Annotated in this window: 21 protein-coding genes; 7 read left to right on the forward strand and 14 right to left on the reverse strand. The window is 37.6% G+C overall.

Features of this window, described 5'->3' with window-relative positions; genetic code table 11:
- The first annotated feature begins 187 nt into the window (after window positions 1–187).
- The 5 genes from purM to rsmA all read left to right on the forward strand — a co-directional run bounded on the left by purM (window position 188) and on the right by rsmA (window position 4,453).
- The gene (gene purM / locus DYC50_RS05905; protein ID WP_115249391.1) at window positions 188–1,225 is read left to right on the forward strand and encodes a phosphoribosylformylglycinamidine cyclo-ligase; all 1,038 of its coding nucleotides are present in this window, start codon (window positions 188–190) and stop codon (window positions 1,223–1,225) included.
- Window positions 1,225–1,863, forward strand: a complete 639-nt coding sequence (gene purN / locus DYC50_RS05910; protein WP_115249392.1) for a phosphoribosylglycinamide formyltransferase — start codon at window positions 1,225–1,227, stop codon at window positions 1,861–1,863. Before purM ends, purN begins: the two co-directional genes overlap by 1 nt.
- A gap of 128 nt (window positions 1,864–1,991) precedes the next feature.
- Window positions 1,992–2,540, forward strand: a complete 549-nt coding sequence (gene pyrR / locus DYC50_RS05915) for a bifunctional pyr operon transcriptional regulator/uracil phosphoribosyltransferase PyrR (RefSeq protein WP_115249393.1) — start codon at window positions 1,992–1,994, stop codon at window positions 2,538–2,540.
- A gap of 60 nt (window positions 2,541–2,600) precedes the next feature.
- Entirely contained in the window at window positions 2,601–3,545 is a 945-nt protein-coding gene (locus DYC50_RS05920) for a peptidylprolyl isomerase (RefSeq protein WP_115249394.1), read from the forward strand.
- A gap of 71 nt (window positions 3,546–3,616) precedes the next feature.
- On the forward strand, window positions 3,617–4,453 hold the full coding sequence (gene rsmA, locus DYC50_RS05925) for a 16S rRNA (adenine(1518)-N(6)/adenine(1519)-N(6))-dimethyltransferase RsmA (RefSeq protein WP_115249395.1): 837 nt from the start codon (window positions 3,617–3,619) through the stop codon (window positions 4,451–4,453).
- Window positions 4,454–4,496: 43 nt separating this feature from the next.
- On the opposite strand, the gene DYC50_RS05930 is transcribed toward rsmA, so the two are convergent.
- The 8 genes from DYC50_RS05930 to DYC50_RS05965 all read right to left on the reverse strand — a co-directional run bounded on the left by DYC50_RS05930 (window position 4,497) and on the right by DYC50_RS05965 (window position 12,296).
- Window positions 4,497–5,210, reverse strand: a complete 714-nt coding sequence (locus tag DYC50_RS05930; protein WP_115249396.1) for a pirin family protein — start codon at window positions 5,208–5,210, stop codon at window positions 4,497–4,499.
- A 152-nt stretch (window positions 5,211–5,362) separates the two neighbouring features.
- The gene (locus DYC50_RS05935; RefSeq protein ID WP_115249397.1) at window positions 5,363–6,454 is read right to left on the reverse strand and encodes a lytic murein transglycosylase; all 1,092 of its coding nucleotides are present in this window, start codon (window positions 6,452–6,454) and stop codon (window positions 5,363–5,365) included.
- 22 nt (window positions 6,455–6,476) lie between these two features.
- Window positions 6,477–7,280: a glycosyltransferase family 2 protein gene (locus DYC50_RS05940; RefSeq protein WP_115249398.1), complete on the reverse strand. Its 804-nt coding sequence runs from the start codon at window positions 7,278–7,280 to the stop codon at window positions 6,477–6,479.
- The gene (locus tag DYC50_RS05945) at window positions 7,280–8,164 is read right to left on the reverse strand and encodes a glycosyltransferase family 2 protein (protein WP_115249399.1); all 885 of its coding nucleotides are present in this window, start codon (window positions 8,162–8,164) and stop codon (window positions 7,280–7,282) included. The genes DYC50_RS05940 and DYC50_RS05945 overlap by 1 nt, the downstream gene beginning before the upstream one ends.
- Complete coding sequence (locus DYC50_RS05950; RefSeq protein ID WP_115249400.1) at window positions 8,157–9,344, reverse strand: hypothetical protein; 1,188 nt, start codon at window positions 9,342–9,344, stop codon at window positions 8,157–8,159. Before DYC50_RS05950 ends, DYC50_RS05945 begins: the two co-directional genes overlap by 8 nt.
- Window positions 9,344–10,117, reverse strand: a complete 774-nt coding sequence (locus tag DYC50_RS05955) for a glycosyltransferase family 25 protein (protein ID WP_115249401.1) — start codon at window positions 10,115–10,117, stop codon at window positions 9,344–9,346. The genes DYC50_RS05950 and DYC50_RS05955 overlap by 1 nt, the downstream gene beginning before the upstream one ends.
- A 15-nt stretch (window positions 10,118–10,132) precedes the next feature.
- On the reverse strand, window positions 10,133–11,314 hold the full coding sequence (locus tag DYC50_RS05960; protein WP_115249402.1) for a lipopolysaccharide biosynthesis protein: 1,182 nt from the start codon (window positions 11,312–11,314) through the stop codon (window positions 10,133–10,135).
- Window positions 11,304–12,296: a polysaccharide pyruvyl transferase family protein gene (locus DYC50_RS05965; protein ID WP_115249403.1), complete on the reverse strand. Its 993-nt coding sequence runs from the start codon at window positions 12,294–12,296 to the stop codon at window positions 11,304–11,306. The genes DYC50_RS05960 and DYC50_RS05965 overlap by 11 nt, the downstream gene beginning before the upstream one ends.
- A 151-nt stretch (window positions 12,297–12,447) precedes the next feature.
- Here DYC50_RS05965 and DYC50_RS05970 point away from each other — a divergent pair, with 151 nt between their 5' ends.
- Window positions 12,448–13,188 carry a YdcF family protein gene (locus DYC50_RS05970; RefSeq protein ID WP_115249404.1) on the forward strand — a complete coding sequence of 247 codons (741 nt, stop codon included), beginning with the start codon at window positions 12,448–12,450 and terminating at the stop codon, window positions 13,186–13,188.
- Between the two features lie 63 nt (window positions 13,189–13,251).
- Here DYC50_RS05970 and DYC50_RS05975 read toward each other — a convergent pair whose 3' ends face one another.
- The 6 genes from DYC50_RS05975 to metF all read right to left on the reverse strand — a co-directional run bounded on the left by DYC50_RS05975 (window position 13,252) and on the right by metF (window position 19,337).
- A complete protein-coding gene (locus DYC50_RS05975; protein WP_103852625.1) occupies window positions 13,252–14,436 on the reverse strand; it encodes an NRAMP family divalent metal transporter in 1,185 nt (394 codons plus the stop codon).
- Between the two features lie 42 nt (window positions 14,437–14,478).
- Entirely contained in the window at window positions 14,479–15,219 is a 741-nt protein-coding gene (pxpA, locus tag DYC50_RS05980) for a 5-oxoprolinase subunit PxpA (protein ID WP_115249405.1), read from the reverse strand.
- Window positions 15,206–16,138 carry a 5-oxoprolinase subunit C family protein gene (locus tag DYC50_RS05985; RefSeq protein ID WP_115249406.1) on the reverse strand — a complete coding sequence of 311 codons (933 nt, stop codon included), beginning with the start codon at window positions 16,136–16,138 and terminating at the stop codon, window positions 15,206–15,208. Before DYC50_RS05985 ends, pxpA begins: the two co-directional genes overlap by 14 nt.
- Window positions 16,135–16,785, reverse strand: a complete 651-nt coding sequence (gene pxpB / locus DYC50_RS05990; protein WP_115249407.1) for a 5-oxoprolinase subunit PxpB — start codon at window positions 16,783–16,785, stop codon at window positions 16,135–16,137. Before pxpB ends, DYC50_RS05985 begins: the two co-directional genes overlap by 4 nt.
- Window positions 16,786–16,926: 141 nt before the next feature.
- Window positions 16,927–18,303, reverse strand: coding sequence for a YdgA family protein (locus DYC50_RS05995; RefSeq protein ID WP_172459070.1), 1,377 nt, complete (start codon window positions 18,301–18,303; stop codon window positions 16,927–16,929).
- Window positions 18,304–18,455: 152 nt separating this feature from the next.
- A complete protein-coding gene (gene metF / locus DYC50_RS06000) occupies window positions 18,456–19,337 on the reverse strand; it encodes a methylenetetrahydrofolate reductase (RefSeq protein ID WP_115249409.1) in 882 nt (293 codons plus the stop codon).
- A gap of 205 nt (window positions 19,338–19,542) precedes the next feature.
- Between metF and DYC50_RS06005 the strand changes: the two genes are divergently transcribed.
- Window positions 19,543–21,531: a hypothetical protein gene (locus DYC50_RS06005; RefSeq protein ID WP_115249410.1), complete on the forward strand. Its 1,989-nt coding sequence runs from the start codon at window positions 19,543–19,545 to the stop codon at window positions 21,529–21,531.
- The last annotated feature ends 26 nt before the right edge of the window (window positions 21,532–21,557 follow it).

A 21,557-nucleotide genomic window follows, 5' to 3' on the forward strand; every position in this document is an offset into this window, starting at 1 on the left:
AGTTGTAATTGAGAATTAATTTCAATTAGCTTTGGATTTTAGCAAATTAAAAATTCTAGGTAAAGTTTAGCGGAAAAAAGTGCGGTATATTTTTCTTATCGTTTTATGCAAAATCATAGCAAACGATTGCGTAGGCGTGCTACAATACGCGCAATTTTCAGTAACTCAAGTCATATAGGAAAAAATCGTGAGCAAACAATCATTAAGTTACAAAGATGCGGGTGTGGATATTAATGCCGGTAATGCCTTAGTAGAAAAAATTAAAGCCGATGTAAAACGCACCACACGTCCCGAAGTGATTGGCGGGTTGGGCGGATTTGGCGCACTTTGTGCGTTGCCGAGCAAGTATAAAGAGCCAATTTTGGTGTCTGGCACAGACGGCGTTGGCACAAAATTACGCCTTGCCATTGATTTGAATAAACACGATACCATCGGCATTGACTTGGTGGCGATGTGTGTTAATGATTTAGTGGTGCAAGGGGCTGAGCCGCTATTTTTCCTAGATTATTATGCCACAGGCAAATTAGACGTAGATGTGGCGGCCAGCGTGATCAAAGGCATTGCCAACGGTTGTGAACAATCAGGTTGCGCCTTAGTGGGCGGTGAAACCGCAGAAATGCCGGGAATGTATCATCAAGGTGATTATGATTTAGCAGGGTTCTGCGTGGGTGTGGTCGAGAAGTCAGAAATTATTGACGGCAGCCAAGTGAAAGTGGGTGATGCCTTGATCGCATTAGGCTCAAGTGGCGCGCATTCCAATGGTTATTCCTTAATTCGCAAAGTGATCGAGCGTTCAGGTATCGATCCTGCTAGCGCAGAATTAGACGGCAAGCCTTTCGCCGATCAAGTGTTAGCACCAACCAAAATTTATGTTAAATCCATTTTACAATTAATCAAACAAGTGCCTGTTCACGCCATTTCTCACTTAACGGGTGGTGGTTTCTGGGAAAATATCCCACGCGTGTTACCGCATAATGTGAAAGCGGTGATCGATGAATCAAGCTGGCAGTGGCCTGCTATTTTTAACTGGCTACAAGAGCAGGGCAATATCGAACGCTATGAAATGTATCGCACCTTCAACTGCGGGGTGGGTATGATCATCGCCTTGCCACAAGATCAAGTGGAAACCGCGTTGGCGTTATTGCAACAAGCAGGAGAAAAAGCGTGGCAGATTGGTCGCATTGAAAGTGCGAGTGAAGGCGAAGAGCAGGTTGTTATTCGTTAATGAAAAAGATCGTTGTACTGATTTCTGGTGAAGGACAAACCTTGCAAAGCATTATTGATGCTTGCAAGGCGGGGGATATTCCTGCGCAGATTTGTGCTGTTATCGCCAATAAAGCAAACGCTTATGGCTTACAGCGCGCAAAAATGGCTGAAATTCCTACCGCGCTTTTTGAACGCAAAGATTACGCCGATAATCTAGCAATGGATCAGGCTATCGGTGATTATATTGCTGAGCTTGGCGCAGATTTAATTGTGCTAGCTGGTTATATGAAAATCCTAACTGCTGAATTTACCCAACGTTTTGCAGGCAAAATTCTCAACATTCACCCATCACTGTTGCCAAAATATCCGGGCTTACACACTTATCAGCGCGCGTTGGAAGCGGGCGATCAAGAACACGGTACAACGGTGCATTTTGTTAATGAAGAAGTGGACGGTGGTGCGATCGTGCTGCAAGCCAAAGTGCCAATTTTTCCAGATGATGAAGTCAGTGATATTGAGCAGCGCGTGAAATATCAGGAGCAGCAAATTTATCCTTTAGTGATAAATTGGTTTGTGACTGAGCGTTTAAGGTTAAAAGAAGGCAAGGCTTATTTAGATCAGTGCGCGTTACCTGAAAATGGATATGCCGCAGAATAAAATTGTATAAAAATGCACCGCACTTTAATAATCCTTATGAAATATGAGCGATTTTTAGCAAAAGTGCGGTCATTTTTTTATGGATTTTTGTTATAGTAAGGCAAATTTTGTAACCTATCAGGATCACAATGACAGAAAAAGTTATTATTGATGAAAATCGATTTATGCGAACTATCTCTCGTATTGCACACGAAATCATCGAAAAACATCAAGATTTGGATCAATTAGTCATCGTTGGCATTAAACGCCGTGGTGCGGAAATTGCTGATTTAATTAAGCGAAAAATTCTTGACCTTACAGGCAAAGATTTGCCGTCAATGGATTTGGATATTACTTTTTATCGTGATGATTTAGAATACATTGAGCCGCAAAATCAATCGCCAGTATATAGCGGCACATCAAATTATCTTAGCATACAGGATAAAATTGTTATCTTAATTGATGATGTATTATTCACTGGTCGTACAATTCGTGCTGCATTAGATGCGCTGATTGATTTTGGACGCGCAGCAAAAGTAGAATTAGTTATTTTTGTTGATCGTGGTCATCGTGAGTTACCGATTCGCGCGGATTATGTCGGGAAGAATATCCCAACCAGTCGAAGCGAGAAGATTCAAGTTCGTACAATGAAATTTGATCAATGTTACGAAGTGGTATTACAAGCAAACAACAAATGAACCTTTTAGCAAAAAAATTATCTAATTAACCAGATTTTAACTCTAATTAATGGAATAAAGATGAAACTATTAAAGATTAAGAACCTATTTCTTTCAGCAATCGCCTTATTTGCCGTAGCCTTAACCGCACAGGCAGAAGAACGTGTAGTGGCAACGGTAAATGGTGTGCCTATTTTGGAAAGCCAAGTGCGCGGAGCGTTAGGTAAACGTGCGAATACATCAGGCAATCGTCAAGCAGCGCTTAATAGCATCATTGATGAAATTTTGGTGCAACAGGCTATTCAAAATTCTGGCGTAAAAGTAAGTAGTGCGCAGGTTGATCGTGTGATTGAAGGGATTGCAGCGCAAAATGGTTTAACCTTTGGACAACTTCTTGATGCCCTTGACTATCAAGGCATTAGCTATCCCCAGTTCCGTCAGCAAATTGCTAATCAATTATTAATGGGCGAAGTGCGTAATAAAGTAATTGGTGAAAGTATTGGCGTGAACCAAGAAGAAGTTCAAGAACTTGGACAAAAACTTCTACAACAGGCGCGTGCGCAAGGTACAGAAAAGAAAGTAATGGGAACGGAATATAAAGTTCGTCATATCTTATTGAAATTAAACCCATTATTGAATGATGCACAAGCAAAAGCAGAATTAAATAAAGTGCGTAGTGAGATTCAAAGTGGAAAAACAACCTTTGCTGATGCGGCATTGTTATATTCTAAAGATTATTTATCAGGGGCGAATGGCGGTAATTTAGGTTTTGCTTTCCCAGAAGCTTATGTGCCACCTTTTGCGAAAACCGTACAAACCACCAAAAAAGGCACAATTTCTGCGCCGTTTAAAACTGAATTTGGTTGGCATATTTTAGAAGTTACCGATACCCGTCAAGGGGATCGCACACAACAAGCTTATATGCAAAAAGCGTATCAGCAGCTGATCAACGAACAGATTCAAACTTATTCGAAAGATTGGCTAGTTGCCTTGCGTAAACAAGCGAATATTCAATATTTCAGATAATCAAAAAATCCCAGCCAAAGGCTGGGATTTTGTTTTATAATAGCCCGTCTTTTTTTAACGTGATAAAAAATATGAATTCAAAAACACATTTAGGTCATACTGCGCGTAAACGTTTTGGGCAGAACTTTTTATTTGATCAAAATATTATTCAAAGTATTGTGGCGGCGATTTATCCTCAGCCAAATCAATTTTTAGTGGAAATTGGCCCTGGTTTGGGAGCATTAACTGAGCCTGTTGCAGAGCAAGTTGAGCATCTTACCGTGGTAGAGCTGGATCGCGACTTGGCAGAACGCTTACGTCATCATCCGTTTTTACATCAAAAATTAACGGTAATTGAAGCTGATGCTATGCAATTTGATTTTGGTGAGCTTTACCGCGATCAGCATTTAGCGGAAAAAAATCAGAAATTACGCATTTTCGGCAATCTTCCCTATAACATTTCAACGCCATTAATGTTCCATTTGTTCAACTATTGCGAACAAATTCAAGATATGCACTTTATGCTACAAAAAGAAGTGGTGAAACGTCTTTGTGCTGCACCGAATAGCAAGGCTTACGGACGTTTAACCATTATGGCGCAATATTTTTGCCAAGTAATGCCTGTCTTGGAAGTGCCACCAACAGCATTCAAGCCTGCACCAAAAGTGGATTCAGCAGTAGTGCGTTTAATTCCACACAGCACGCTTCCGCACCCTGTGAAGGATTTATATTGGCTTAATCGCGTGTGTACGCAAGCCTTTAATCAACGCCGTAAAACCTTGCGTAATGCTCTTTCTACGTTATTTTCTGCAGAAAATCTTACCGCACTTGGGATTGATTTAAATGCACGGGCAGAAAATTTGGCTATTGCTGATTATGCAAGATTAGCCAACTGGCTGGCGGATAATGCTGAAAAAAGTGATGAATAAAAAAATCCCTTACTAAAATTAGTAAGGGATTTTGTTTATCTGATTAAACAGTCATTGGAACTTCCATTAACAGAATTTCAGTGTCGCTATCTGCCACAATATCAAAATTCTCCGTATCCCAAACACCTAAACCATCGCGAGTTGATAGTTTTTGTCCTGCAACTGTCGCTTCGCCTTTCAATACGAAAGCATACACGCCGTTGCCTGATTTATGAATGTTATAGGTTTTTTCTGTTCCTTTATCAAATTTAGCTAATGAGAACCACGCATCTTGGTGAATCCATACGCCTTCATCATCGGCATTCGGTGAAAGAATTTGTTGGAAATCATTTGGTTTTGCGCCATCTGCAATGCTAATTTGTTGATAACGTGGCGTAACATCTCGTTTATTCGGGAATACCCAGATTTGTAGAAATTGAGCAGGGATATCCGCATTCGGATTCATTTCACTATGGCTTACCCCAGTTCCCGCTGACATCACTTGAATGTCGCCTTGACGAATCACACTGCCGTTACCCATACTGTCTTTATGCGCCAAATCACCACTTAATGGAATAGAAATAATTTCCATATTATCGTGCGGATGCGTACCAAAGCCCATTCCACCTTCTACATAATCATCGTTGATCACGCGCAATGCACCAAAATGGATACGCGCTGGATCATAATAATTAGCAAAGCTAAAAGTATGGCGACTTTTTAACCAACCGTGATCTGCGTTGCCACGGCTATCTGCTGAATGATATAAGGTTTTCATAATTACACTCCTAAATTTTAAATTTGTTGAAATCATTTATTTACGGGAGCTATTCTACATTTTCTATTTAGGAGATAAAGATGGAAAAAATGAAAAGACTTTTTATTCATAGTAAAAAATAAGGCGATCCCAATGGAATCGCCTTGATGGTTTTATTGTTGAACTCTTGCTTTAATCCGATCAGCAAACATTCCAATACTTACTGCAAAATAATTGGAGCGGTTCCAATCAAGCAAGGTGCGGAAATTATTTGACACTAAGAAAGCGCGACCATTTTCACCGTCTGGTTGCACAAGCCATAATTTGGCGTGAGAAAGTGCGGTGAAATTTTGTGTACTTTCTGAGTTGAATGATTTGAGTTCAATGCCCTGAGCTTGCCAATCTTGCAGTGAACGCGCTTTGTGCTTTTCAATACCCGCTAAATTTGGGTTAATATACTGATTTAAACGCACTTCCACGCCCCACGGCAATTTATCGTCCCAACCGACTGTATGCAAATAACGAGCGATAGACGCAAAGACATCATAGTGGTTTTTCCAAATATCTTTCTCGCCATCACCATTACCGTCCGCTGCATAGCTCAGGTAAGAACTTGGCATAAATTGCGTTTGCCCCATTGCGCCAGCCCAAGAACCTTTCATTTTATGGCGCTGGATATGATCACGTTCTAACATTTTCATTGCGGCAATAAATTCTTTACTAAATAACGGCTCACGGCGGCCATCAAAGGCAAGGGTAGCTAATACAGAAAGCACATCATAATAACCTTGATAATAACCAAAGCTACTTTCCATTCCCCATAGCGCCATTAAATATTCTTTTTGTACGCCAAATTTTTTGCTCGCCTTTTCTAATTGCGGTAATTGCTCCCAATAGCGTTGTTCCGCAACATTCACCTTATTTGTGGTCAGTACGCGGTTAAGATAATTCGTTACCCCATTAGGATTGAATACTCTTGGTTCATTCGGGTTACGTTTTTTTATTTTCCCCGCTTGTTGTTTATCCAATGCTACTGCTTTAGGAATATATTGAATATTTTGTTGTGCATTTAGCACCGCACTTGAAACCCCTTGTCCTGCGGCTTTAGCTTTTAAAAATTGTACATAATCATCAAAATTATTTAATGTACGAGGTTTGTTATATTGAGTATTAGCACTCACTGCTTTAATAGAATGACTACTTGAACAAGCAGATAATAAAACCGCAGAAAATAATGAAGTAAAAATTAATTTTTTGTTAAACATTGGCTTTCCTTAAAATAAAATATTATTTGCGTAAAAACTTATAGATGATTTTTAATAATGAAACAGGTAATAAACGTGGTAAAACACGCAATAAAAATACGATAAATCCTGAAATGGTGGATTGTAATTTAACGTTACGTTTGAGTTTAAATAAATTCCACTCACATTTTGCTTGCGCTAAGCCACGGCGGCGAGAAACCATTCCATTGCCTACACGAGCATAAACTAAAATATCAGGCAAATTCGCCACATTTTGCGGATATTTCGCCACCAAGTTAATCCATAAATAATAATCTTCCTGAATGTCTTGATAACCCCCAGCAGCTAATACAGCAGATTTTTGATAAGCCATGGTCATATGGTTGAAAGGGCTGCGCGTTTTTGTGAACTCGACAATTTCTTTAGGTTGAGTTGGTACATTGCGATAACTAACAATCTCTTGCATATTCTCGCCAAATTCAGCAATTTGTCCGCCAAAGATGATGGTTTCAGGATTTTGCTTGATGAAATTTACTTGTTTTTCAAAACGTTGTGGATCGCAAATGTCATCGGTATCCATACGGAAAACCCATTCGTTAGCACAATGCAACAATCCTTCGTTTAACGCCTTGCCTAATCCTTGATTTACCGGCAGTTTTACTAATTTTAGCGGTAAAAATTCTGCAAAATTTTGCACCGCACTTTCTAATTCGGGCGTAACGGCACCGTCAAATACTAAGACAATTTCATCAGCGGGCAAGGTTTGCACGCGCAAACTTTCTAAACATTCACGCAAGAATTGTGGATTTTCCTTAATATATAAGGACATTAAAACTGAGAACTTCATTAAATAAACCTTTTCAAATGAATAGCTAATTTCGGTGAAATAAAAATGATGATCGCAATAATCAGTTGTTTGATATTTTTGCTTAATTTAAACATTTTCCAATAATAAATTCCTGCTTTGCGCGATAAATTCATAATATACGGATAGGCGAGCATATAAAGTGAATTTAGAGCAAAGTTTTTATGTTGGATTGGTGTTTTTACATAATTCTTTTCAATAAAATCGATCGCTTGTTCTGTATTGGTTAAATTGGTTGAAACACTGGAACGTTGGGTATGAAAAGTACATTCTGTTAAAGCCTGATCGACATAGAGCGGTCTTAATTCAGGTGATGAAATTACTTTTAATACAAATTCATAATCTTCTAAAGATTTTAATTGCGTTGAAAGCCCACCTAAAGCCAAAAAGAAAGATTTCTTAATCCCAATCATCGGCATTCCACCAATTTTATTGGCTAATAAAATATTATCTAATGTGAGATCTTTTTGTTGTGTAAAAGGGTGAGTAAAATAGCTAAAATTTTCATTCACCATTACACATTTTGCTGGGTGATAAATAAAATTCACATCAGGATTTTGCGTAATTTGCTGCGCTAAAATTTCACATTTCGACTTTTCAAAACGATCATCATCATCTAAAAATAATAACCAATCTTGCGTTGCATTTCTTGCTCCAATATTACGGCTTTCCGCCGCACCTTGATTTTGCTCATTACGAATAACGGTTACACGAAAAGGATAATCTTTTTCTACCACCACTTTTTCTTTCGAGCAATCATCAACAATAATGACTTCAAAATTATGCGCACTTTGTTGCGTTAAACTCGCTAATAAGGCAGGGATTTCTGCTTGCCGATTATAAGATGGCACAATAATACTAAACATTTTGTTTTCCTTCTTTTCTCAATAAGAAGAGATTTTTCCCTTGTTGGCCAAATAAAGATAATAACATTAGCAACACTAGCATTATTCCAGGGAACGCATAAGTATCTGCTTTAATATTTAATACAGAAAGTATAAATAATGTGGATAAGGTAAATAACCAACTTCCATTAAACCAATTTAATGCTACTTTACGTACAAAATAAGCAGTAAATAAAAAACAAACTGATAAATAACCAATGCCACCATAAAGTAATTGGCGTAAAAAACCGCTGTCTGTTAAGCCATAATATTTTCCATTTGGCATAATATATCGCCCATCACCCCATAATATTTGTTTTAATTCTGGGATAAATAAATGACGCTTCATTAATGTATCTGTTGATGAACTGCTTAATCCTTGATGATTAATCAAATTAATCAATGGTTCTAATGCGTGGGCAACATAAGGATTTTTAGGATAATAAATGGCTAAACCTAAACAGAGTAATCCAAATAAGACTAAAGCAGGTAGGTATTTCCATTTAAAATAAATGGCGATACTAACGATTGAAAGTAGTAAAAACGTTCTGCCTGAAATTAATCCAATACATAAAATTAAGAATAAATACACCGCACTTAATTGATTATGTGCTTTATTATAAGATAATAAAAAGTGTAATAAAAGAATGTAAAAAGCGCTTAATTGGAAGAATGCTGATGACGTAATATTATATAAACGATATTCTTGCTCTGAACCATAAAAACGTGGCAATACAATATTGGTTGAAAGGGCAAGTTCTGCCATAAAGCCAATGCCCATTAATGCTGTTACACCGACAATCCATTGAACAATAATACCAATTTTTAAATCTCGAATAAGCAGTGCTTTTCCATTGTTATTCAAATAAAAAATATTATAAATTCCAATGGCAAAAATAAATAAAATTAAGATTTTGCTATATTGCAATAATACAGAATAATCTTGCGTGTGGTGTGCCAACATTGGAATTGCACTTAACACAATCAAGGCGATAATTGCGATTAGGCTATCTAACGGGATAAAAATACCTTGTGGGCGTTGTTTTTTTACTACTTGATAAGCCAAGTAAATGAGCGAAATCCCCCCCACAAAAAATGCCATTCGGAAAAAATGGAATAGCCAAGGATCATAAAGATAAAATAAATTGACTAATGCCGACATTATTTTCCACCTTTTAGGTTACGCGTTATAGCAAGTAATTTTTTTAATGGATATTTAATTAACTTTTGCCAAAAATGATGTGTTATGCTGCCACGTACATTTTCTAAATTGCTCATTAATTTGGGATTTTCAATAGCCAATAAAGGGCGAACCACTTGTGTATCTAAAGCAAATTTATTTCCAAATAAAATATAATCATCTGCCAGCCAATAAGGTTTTTCTTCGGCTAAAAAGGCTTTCACTGCAGATTTTTTAATTAAATAGGCTACCGTGCCGGCAAAATAGTTACGATAAGGATAGGCATAGCAAAATGACGATCCCGCAATCTTATTGCGTAAAAATGAAAAGGTTGTTGGATAGTTAATTTCTAATTCAGAATGATTAAAATCATCAATTTTAGATTGGCCAATAAGAATAATATCCGCCTGAATATTTTCTTTGAGTAAACAATCTAAATGATGCTGAAAATCTTGATTAAACAACGCATCATCTTCACAAATTAAACAATATTCATCGTCTTGAATATTTTCATCATTGGCAATTAAACGATATACAGCTAAATGGCTTAATGTACAGCCAATTTCACCTTTGGTAACCTTTCGCCCATAACGCTCAGAAAACTTCTCTTGATCATAAAGTGCGGTGAGATTTTCTGGCGTTTCTTGCATCGTATTAATTGCACTAAACAACGTGAAATCTTGGGTATTTGGCTGAGCAAAAAAGAGTTCTCGGCGTTGATGATCTTTATCTAAAGAAATAAGAAATTTTTTCATTTTATCCAACTTAAATTAGTTATTCGTCTTTATAGGGAATTTATAATAGTAAATGAGTGAAATCATTAATCTCACTAAACTTGCCCCTATTAACGCATAGGCCACCCCATACAATCCTTGATTTTTAAAGGCAAAAAATAATCCCACCAAAACAAGAATAGAAATAATCTGGCGTGTAAATAATAATACTTGCTTACCTAAAATCAGCATACTTTGTGATAATAACCAAGAAAGCCCTGCTAATAATGAATTAATAATAAACCACAATAATACTGGGGCAACTTCAATATAAGCATTACCAAAAAATAAATGAATGACGGGTTCTGCTAAAAATGGCACAATTATCACCGCACTTATTCCCATTAAAAGAATAAGCCCTAGCACCGCTCGAATACGATTTAGATTATTGAGTAAACCCGAATAATAATAATCTATTAGCATATTTATTATACGAGTGAGCAAGGCATCAAAGGCAATGCAAACCGTATATAAGCCTAAAGTATAATTTCCCATTAAAGCGACAATTAAAAAACGATCTAAATTTACCGTTGTTGCGCCAAAGGTTTGTAGCAAGTTTTGTTTTAGCCAATTTTTGAAGAAATAATTTGGTACTATGCTTTTTATTTCTTCTTTCTGCTTAAACTGTTTTTCTATTTTGCTAAGGGCATAAAGTGCAAATAAAGCTTGTATACAAGTTAAAATGGTTAAGAGTTGAACCACTTTTTCTAAATGCTGCTCGCCAAAAAGAAAATAATAGCCACCATATAAGCCCACGGCTAAAATCGGTTGCTGCAAAGAAAGTAGGCGATAAATAGATAAATTAGCATCAATTTTACTTTTTTCTAAAGTAATCGTAAAAATAGCCGTTAAAATAACATTTAAAATAAATAAATAATGAAATGACGTAATATTAAATAATAAAAGCGAAAGGCTGGATACCAATACCGAAAATAATAAAAAAGCAGAAAAATAGTAACGCCAATAATGATATTGGTTATTTCGCATACAAAGGGCGAGAGAAAACCCAACGCCGCCAGTGGCAATGGTTACCACATAGGTTACGGACGTAATAAAAAGTTGTAACGCACCACGTTCTTCAACTGCAAGCAAACGAGCAAGCAAAAAGGAACTCACCATTGTGAGTCCCGTGGTTAAGAAAGTGGTAATCAACAGTTTTGCAAAGGATTTATTCTTCATAAACTTTCACAAAATCAAGGCCTTGCGTCCATTGGCGATAATAGCCTAAATTTTTGCCATAGGAATTATCACAAACTTCATTTGGGATTTCTAACAGGCAAGAAAAAATATGTCCGTGCAATCGGCTTGTTATCACTAAATCATAGTGTTGGAAAATGTCTTTACAGCGTTCAATCACCGCCAAACTATGGCGATACCATAAATTATTTACTATATTCTTTAACCAAGGCTGATGAAATTTATTCGCGAGTTTAGCCAATCCGCTACAAATACGTTCATAATATTTATCTTGTGTGGTGAGAATATCTTCCCAATCTTTTACTTCAGCATTGGCTGGCAATGTAGCTTGGATATTTTTTTCCAAATGGCTTGCTTCAATATCCTTACGTAAAAAATATAAGGTTTTTTCTGACGATTTTTGCACCGCACTTTGGTTTTTTAATCTTTGGTTTTTTAATAATGCTGAGCCATAAAGTTGATGGGCCATATCAGGCGATAGAAAAACCTCATCAGAAAACTGATCTTTCATTAATTGATAAGTCGCCTGATCGCGCGCAAATAAATAGCAGTCTTTATGGGCGGAAAAAATGGCTGCCGATTTTTCTTTCGCTTCGGGATTAGAAAAATAAGCAGTTTGTGGCATTACAATGATGCGATTATTCGGGAACGCTTGCACTAAGGCTTCGCGCATTCCTTGAATGGCAGGGTAGAGATCACCAAAATTGCCGCCGCCGTGGCATACTAAGGTGGTGTTTGGTTTTACATATTTTTTTACTTCATCAAGATCGAAACTTTGCAAGCAACGTCTTAATCGAATATTAATTTGATAATCCTGAAAAAACGCTTCTGTTCCCGCATAAATGAGTAAATCCCCCACGTTTAAATGAAGCGGATAATCGAAATACAGCACATCATTTTTATCCACGATCACATCAAGGATTTGCTCTAAATCTTGTTTAAGGGAAACTAAAATTTCGTTCATTGTTAATCATCTTTCCTGTAAAGCAGCTTATTAGCGTAAAGGGGCTATTTTAAAACAGAATGCCTTGTAGATCCAAAAGGATTGATCATCTTTACAAAAGATTACAAGCCCTTTATGCTAAGTAGCAAGTTATTCAGTCCGAGATTATTTTATGTTTTTACTCACCAAACTTATTACAGCGATCATTCTTCCGCCATTTAATGTCTTGATTTTATGGATTTTGTCTTTATTCTTTTTTAAGAAGTTGAGCTTTATTTTCGGTCTTTTGGGCATTGTCATTTTGTATGTGTTCAGCATTCCTTATACTTCGCAAAAATTGCAAGATAGTCTAACAAAACAAACACCGCTCAGCCTTGCTGATTATAAAACTGCGCAGGCGATTGTGGTGCTAGGTGGTGGTTTGCGCGATAGTGATGAATTATTTGGCAGCCTTGCAGTTCCTGGCGTTCCCCTTGAACGATTACGTTATGCGGCTTATTTACATAGAGAAACTCAGCTGCCGATTTTGATTACAGGCGGAACACCTAATGGCAATTCTGAAGCCAAAATAATGGCAAAAGAGCTGCAAGAATTTTTCCACACACCAACCCGATGGTTAGAAGAAAAAGCAAAAACCACCATTGAAAATGCCCAATTTACTAAGGCGTTATTAGAAAAAGAACATATTCAGCGTATTATTTTGGTCACCAACCAATGGCATATGCAACGTGCTAAATTCCTATTTGAAAAACAAGGGTTTAGCGTTCTTCCTGCAAATGTAGGCAAAGGCGTTACGCCAGAAAGTTATGATTTAACACTAATGCACTTTATCCCACAAGCCACTGCAATGCCTGCGAATATGCAAGCCTTGAAGGAATGGATTGGGTATTGGAAAGAGAAATTTTCAAAATGAAAAAAATAACAAAAACAAAGGTGCGGTGAAAAATCACCGCACTTTTTCTATGGATAAAAATAATTAAGCCATTAAATTACCAATATATTTTGATAAAGTCATAATGCTTAACACCGCCATTAAAATGACCACCAATGCCCCTGCTGCTGTCATCCAAACAGGGTGTTTGTAGTCCCCAACAATTTTACTACGATGTGCCGCAAGTAAAATTAATCCCAGTGAAATTGGAAGAATTAATCCGTTTAATGTTCCTACAAAAACAAGCACTTGTGCAGGTTTTCCAATGGTTGCAAGCACGGCGGTGGAAATCACAATAAAGACAATAATCCAGCAATTTCTATGCTTAGCAATAAATGGTGAGAAGGTGGTTAAGAAAGACACAGAGGTGTAAGCCGCGCCGATCACAGAAGTAATTGATGCTGCCCAAATCACAATTCCAAAAATAATCAACCCGATATTTCCTGCAACGTGAGAAAATGGCGTTGCTGCTGGGTTGGCAGGATCAAGTTTTACCCCTTGAGAAACCACGCCAAGCACGGCAAGGAACAGCACGACACGCATAATTGAGGCGATAAGAATGGCTGAAATAGAGCTTTTACTCACCTCTTTCAACGAATCTTTGCCCGTAATTCCTGCATCTAATAGACGATGTGCCCCTGCAAAGGTGATGTAACCCCCAACAGTTCCACCAACAAGGGTAACAATCGCAATCACATCTAATTTTTCTGGCACAAAAGTATGTACCACGGCATCAGCAACGGGCGGATTCGCATTCACTGCCACATAAATGGTCAGAGCAATCATCACAAAGCCCATCACTTGTGCAAAGCGATCCATTATTTTGCCTGCTTCTTTAAACAAGAAAATACCAACAGCAATCGCACCACTGATAATCGCCCCCGTTTCTGCTGGCAAGCCGGTTAGGATATTTAGCCCTAACCCCGCACCGCCAACATTACCGATATTAAAAGCGAGCCCACCCATAACGATCAATACGGCAAGAAAATAGCCCGCTCCGGGTAAAACCGCATTCGCAATGTCTTGTGCCTTTTTCTCTGACACGGCGACAATTCGCCAAATATTGAGCTGTGCACCAATATCCAACAAAATGGAAAGTAAAATCACAAAGCCAAAGCTAGCGAATAAGGTTTGGGTGAATGTGGCGGTTTGCGTTAAAAAGCCCGGGCCAATGGCTGACGTTGCCATTAAGAATGCCGCCCCCAGTAATGCACTGCGGTTTTTAATCATAAAATACTCCTGTATATTTTTTGTTATTAATTGATGTTATGTTTAATTTGATTTCAGTTGAATATTATGTTCCGTCAAAGCCTGACGAATTTTTTCAGCAAAAGAAATGGCGTGCTCACCATCACCGTGTAAACAAATGCTATCGGCTTTAATTGGCACTTCTACGCCATCAACGCTTGGCACAGTGCCTTGTAACACCATTTGCAACACTTGGCTGATGGCTTCGTCATCATTTTCTACCATTGCATCTGGGCGAGTACGCGGCACTAATGAGCCGTCTGCAAGATAATGGCGATCGGCGAAGACTTCTGAAATCACCCCTAAGCCCTGTTGTTCCGCCACTTGCAACATTAAACTGCCCGATAAGCCCATTAATTTCAGTTTAGGATCAAAGGCTTTTAGGGTTTGTGCGATCAGGGTGGCAAGCGCTTCATCTTTTGCCGCTTGGTTATATAACGCACCGTGGGGTTTCACATAAGCCAGTGGCACAGTTTCCGCTTCGCAAAGGGCTTTGATTGCACCGAGTTGATAGAGCAAGCAGGCTTTCAATTCTTCATCAGGCAGTTGCATATTGGTTCGACCGAAATTTTCGCGATCTGGAAAACTTGGGTGTGCGCCTACTTGTACTTGGTTCTCTTTTGCCCAACGAATGGCTTTTCGCATTTCGTTGAAATCCCCTGCGTGTAAACCGCAAGCGACATTGGCTGAAGTAACAAGCTGCAATAAGCGTTGATCATTACCGCAGCCTTCTGCTAAATCCACATTTAAATCAACGTGTTTCATTTACTTTTCTCCTTATGCGAGCTAAATAATCTTGGTTTTGTTGATAACGTTCACGTGCTTCCTGATGAGAAATCACGGAAAAATGCACCGCACTTTCTAACGCATTTTGTGCTAAACGCCCGAGATCCGCTTCGATCACACAAGCTATTTTGGGATAACCGCCCGTAGTTTGCGTGTCCGCCATTAAAATAATCGGCATTCCGTCTGGTGGCACTTGCACGGTTCCCATTGGAGCGGCGTAAGAAAGCATTTCCAGTGGCTGAGTGAGATTGAGTTTTTGCTCTCCACTGAAACGATAGCCCATTCGACTGCTATTTTTTTCTAATCGCCAAGGCTGGCTTTGGAAAACTTGCTTACTTTGTGCGGTGAAATGGTCAAATTCGGAGGACGGCACGAGATGAATTTTATTGGTAAAATCAATCGGTTCAATGCTGATCGTAGGAAGGAAACTATCGCGTTTGCCTGTGGCTATATTATCTCCCGCACGCAATAATCGCCCCTGATAACCACCAAATCCTGCTTTGAGATCGGTGCTGCAAGAACCTAGCACTTTCGGCACGCTAAAACCACCTGCTACACAAAGATAAAGGTAATTCCCCATTGTGATCCGTTTAACCGTTAAACGCTGGCGTGCTTTTGCGGTGTATCGCCAATAAGCGTAAATCGGCTGATCATCAAGGTAGGCTTCACATAATGCACCGGTGAAACAAAAAGGCGTATCACAATCGAAAGTTAGGCTAAAACCGCCTAGCGTTGCCTCAATGGCTGGGGTATCAGGCTCATTTTCCAGTAAAAGGTTACCTGCCTGTAATGCTAAGCCGTCCATTGCGCCGGTGTGTCCAATGCCAAAATTACGAAAACCAAAACGCCCTAAATCTTGGATATGGGCAAAGCCATACATATTTTCAATATAAATCATAGGGTTATACTCTCCGCCACAAATTTTACGTTATCGCCAGCCATTAACAACACCGGCGGCTCTTGGCGAATATCAAATAATGGCATTTCCGTTCTGCCAAGTAATTGCCAGCCCCCTGGGGAAGTGAATGGATAAACGCCAGTTTGGCTGCCACCAATGCCCACTGAACCTGCGGGAACTTTGGTTCTTGGCTGTTCTCGTCTTGGTGTGTGTAAATTCTCAGGTAAGCCGCCTAAATAAGGAAAGCCCGGTTGAAAGCCCATCATAAAAACGGTGTAAGTCGGTGCAGTGTGGCGGCGGATAATTTCTTCGGGAGTGGTGTGATGAAATTTCGCTACATCAAATAAATCTTCGCCAAATTCACCGCCATAATGCACGGGGATTTCGATTAATCGACTTTGGCGTGTTGCTGTTTGTTGTTCGCTTTGTTGCCAATAATGTAAGACTTGTTGCTCAAGTGCGGTGGGATTTGTGTCAAAATGATAAAACAGGGTGAAATTGTTCATTCCCACCACCACTTCTTGCACATTGGGCTGCTGACGCATTTGCTCTGCAACAAGCCAAATACGTTGTTGCTTTGGTAGCTCTGCTGGCGGCGGTAAGGAACAAAGGAGAGAGCGTTCACTGGTTAAGGAAAAAGTTAGCATACATAACCCTCGTTTGTTAATGAGATGTTATTTTTCTAACGTTATTTCAACATACTGTCAAGGGGAAATGAATGATTTGGTTGAAAATAAAAAAAGCCACTTAATTTTCGTTAAGTGGCTTGGGGATTAATTAAAATAAAATTAGTGAGCCATCATCAATAGCATAATTGCCATTTTCATATCATTTTCTGACATTTCTTGATTGTTAAAAATTAATTTTTGCTTATCTTTATCCAACAAGATTTTAAAGTGAGCTTTATCATCTTTTAACATAAGGAAATTATTGCTTCTCATTTCTGTGAGATATTGGTTAACTATATTTTCAACTTCTTGCTCTGATACCTGTTGTGTTCTTGGGTTTATTGCAAAGATATTTTTAACGAATTGAACTAACGCTTTTTTCTCTGATTCCGCAGTAATTTTAAAGCTATCAAAGGCATCGAAAACTTTTTCATTTTCTAATGCGCTCTGAAACGCTTGGTTTAAAGCAAATTTTACTTCACCTTCTAGGGCTTTACCTTTATCATTGAAAAGTTCAAGTTTATCAATATTTAACATAGGTTGATTGGCCAAAATTTCTTGTTGGATTTGGCTAAAAATCTTATCATTCTTGAAAGAACGCTCATCAAGTTCATTTAAACGATTTACCGCATCGCCTAAAATGTGATTTAATGAACCTTTGAATTTTAATCCTGTAATTGGTTTATTATCCAGTAAGATATTTTTAACATCATAATCAAAGTTCATATCAATAAAACCATCTTTTTCATTGATTTTATTTTCAATCTCAAGCTTATCTAAAACAAGATCAAGATTATTTTCGGCTTCGTGAAGGGAAATTTTCTCAATTGAAATATCGGTATCGCCTTGATAAATATTTTTCCAAGGAGTTGGTGAAATATCACTTTTCCCTTTTAAATTTTCTATGTCTAAACGATCTTTATTATCCATAATTAAAGAAAATTTGCTCACATCAATTTCAGATTTACCATAGCCTTGCTGATCAAGGTCAAATTTTCCGTCTAAATTCCAAGCCATTTCAACTTGATCAGCCGTTTTGTGAGCTACATCTGAATAAACTTTTCCTTTAATTTCTTGCCCATAGCTCATTGTTGTTACGGTTCTTAATGGATTTTTGCCATTATCAGTGAAATAGGCTTGGGTATCTTGCGTTTTTTCTACTTCTGTATCGGCAGAAAATAGCGCAAAAGAAAAGTCATTTAAAGTGATAGGGCCGTGGTGAATTTTCCCCACAAAAGGAATCGTTCCGTTTAATTCTTCGCCTTTTATTTCAAGCTGATAACGTACATCAGAACTAAAAAAGCCACGATTTAAAACGGCATTGTTAATTTTTACAGAATAGCCTGTATCGGCAAAAGACTGTTGCAAGCGTTGATTACTAAATTGAATATAATCGTTGTATTTTTGTTCTGCGATTTTTCCTGTGTACCACGCACCACCGCACCAAGCGCCGCCAAGAATGGCGATTAATCCGATTGATAAAGCTGATTTTTTCATTAGTTTTCCTTTTTTATGAAAATAAAATTTGCTGGAAAATAGCACAATTATGCAATAATCGCAAACATAATAGAAAAGAGCGGTGCTTTTTGCTAAAATTTTCTTGAATGAATGGAAAAAATGGGGATTGCTCCCCATTTGAATTTGAGAGATTATTCTGGACGCACACCAAGTGTGTGGCAAATGGCGTAGGTGAGTTCGCTGCGGTTGAGCGTATAGAAATGGAAATCCTTCACGCCTTCACGAGAAAGCACGCGCACCATATCCATTGCGATGCTCGCCGCAACAAGGTTTCTGGTGGTTTGGTCGTTCTCCAATCCTTCATACATTTTTGCCATCCACGCAGGAATCTTCACATTGGTGATCGCTGCCATTTTTTGTAGCTGTTTGAAATTGGTAACAGGCAAGATCCCTGGCACAATCTCGGCATCAATACCGATAGAAGCACAACGATCGCGGAAGCGTAAATAGCTGTCAATATCAAAGAAAAATTGAGTAATAACGTGATTTGCACCCGCATCAATTTTGCGTTTTAAATTGATCAAATCTGCTTGGGCAGATTTTGCTTCTGGGTGTACCTCAGGGTAGGCTGCCACAGAAATATCAAAGTCAGCCACGGAACGTAATAATTCTACTAAATCTGACGCATAGAAAGGCTTTTTGTCGTATCCAGCTGGCTCATCACCGCGCAATGCCACAATGCGGCGGATACCGCTATCCCAATAATCTTGAGCAATTTTTTTCAGCTCTTCTGGCGTGGCATCAATTCCTGTTAAGTGTGGAGCTGCTTCTAAGCCTGTTTCTTGTTTAATATGTTTTACCACACTGTGAGTGCGATCACGTTCCCCTGAATTTGCCCCATAGGTTACGGAAACGAATTTCGGTTTTAGCACTTTTAAACGATGAATGGAATCCCACAGAATTTTTTCCATATTTTCATTTTTTGGTGGGAAAAACTCAAAAGACACGTTGATGTCGCCGTTAATGCCTGATAAGTGGTTGTTTAATGTATCAATTTCCTTTGCATAGCTCATAATTTTGTATCCTTTTTTATTGTTATGATTGTCTATCTAGACTGCTTTACGTCTATAAGATAGAGAGAAAAGGAATATGTGTCAATTTCAAAAATTTCATTGTTTTTATGAAGTAAATTCATATTATTCATAATTAAAGCTATTTGTTGTCGTAGGGCAAATTGGTTATACTCTCAAAACATTGATCGCTGAGGACAAGAAGTCTATGAATAAAAAAGTAAAAATTATTGGCATTCTTTCTGTTATCACTGCTTCCTTAGCATTGGGGGCGCAGTTTTACACAAATCATAAAATTGATCAGCTTTTACAGCAGTTTCCCTACCAATTAAGCGATCAAATCAGCTTAAATGTGGTGGAGCAAGATAAAAACTTTTTTACACGTCAGTTGATTTTCAGTCTTACCGATGAAAAATCCACCAAATCGAGTCAAATTATTGCTACAAAAATCACCGCACTTCCTTTTGCAGTCTTAGCCGATTCTGAACTGGTGGCCGAGTTTGTCCGGGAATTAAACAAAAATTTTAAAGTTACAATTGATAAAAATAACATTACTAGCAAATTTTCTGTGATTGGGGATTATTCGCAAACCAATATTCATACTCAATTCCGCGATTTAACTAATAAAGCACAAGACTTAAATATCGATTTGAATTTTATTTCTAAAAATAAATATATGGAAGTTCAAACGCAATTAAGTGGCTTTAATTATGATCATAATTCCAAGTTAGAACAACTTGATCTTAATGCAACTTTAATTCCTTTGAATGAAAGCAAGTATGATTTAGAAAGTCTTAGTGTAAAGCTAAAAGATTCTACCATTTATCTTCTAAATGGTGAAAATACAACCATTAAATTAAATGGTTTGGATTACAATTTTAATAAATCTCTTTTAACCAATGCATATAGTCTTAAAACTAAGATTAAAGCAAATGCGTTTTCTATTTTTAATAAGAATAATAAAGAGCAGTCCATTAATCTTAACGATGTTGATTTTTCAATAAGTCAAAATGAAATTCCTGCGGGGATAAGTTATTCTCAGCTGTTGGCATTATTGCAAAATGATGGAAAAATAGATTATACGAAACTACTTGATTTAGCCATTGACTTGCTTACAAAAAATAAAGATATTTCCCTAGATTTTAGCGTAGGAAAAACGACTATTCCTTTTAAGAAAGCAGTAAAACCATTGACTATTGATAAGTTAGCCTTGGATTTTAATGGCGATCTAGCAGATATAAATAATGCTAGTTTTAAAACTTCATTGGCAGTAGGTGAGATTAAAAATGAGGAAAAAAATCGTGAGTTTGAGATGAAAGGTACGCATTTCAAACAATCTATCCAAGGTTTTGATTTGGCCACTCGACTTTTCTTACTTCGCACATTGATCGTTGATTTGATTGAAGAGAGGGAAACGCTAGATAAAAAGGCGATGATGGAGAAAATAGAATATTTGGCGAGTCATTATCAACAAAATTCTGAAACGGATTTCTCGGTGCAAAGTATTAGCGGCCTTAATAATGTTTACCTCAAAAATTTAGTCATTAAATCGAAGGACGAATTTGATAAAAATGATTCTTATCAAGGTAATTATGGCATAAGTCTTGAAGAATATTTAAACAAATCTGGTGATTTTAAATTAACAAATTTAAAGTTTGAGTTACCGATTAAGTTAGAGAGTGTTTCTTCTGTAATTCCGGTTTATTTATGTACGCAAACTGTTTTTTGTGCTATTTATTCAGATAAAGATGCCACTGATGTTACAAATAAGTGGATAAAAAATGCTGTTATTAAAACAGATTTGACGATAAATAATGGCCTTTTACAAGGAATAATTTCAACTTCTTCTAATGATTATTCAATGCCATTTAATATTTCGTTAGATCTATCGAGTAAGAAACTCAGTTCAGCAAATAGCAAAGAATCCATAGAGTTATTATGGCAACAAAAAAATGCGTTTACAGATCTCAACATTAATTTATCATTAGGAAATCGTTTATTTAAAGACAATTCAATTTGGCCAATATATGCAGAAAAATCGGCTGATTGGTCTTTATTAATTAATTCCGTGAAACCTGATGGGGAACTGAATCCCTATTTAGTGGAAAATGGAGAAAATTATGAATTCCATTTACAAAAAACGGGAGAAGCCTTATTGATTAATGGTACAGAAATTTCGCAACCTAAAGCAGAGTAGTGAAAAAGCAGGCTGACCTAGAATAG

The organism is Avibacterium avium, from assembly GCF_900454535.1.
GTDB classification, from domain to species: Bacteria; Pseudomonadota; Gammaproteobacteria; order Enterobacterales; family Pasteurellaceae; genus Avibacterium; species Avibacterium avium.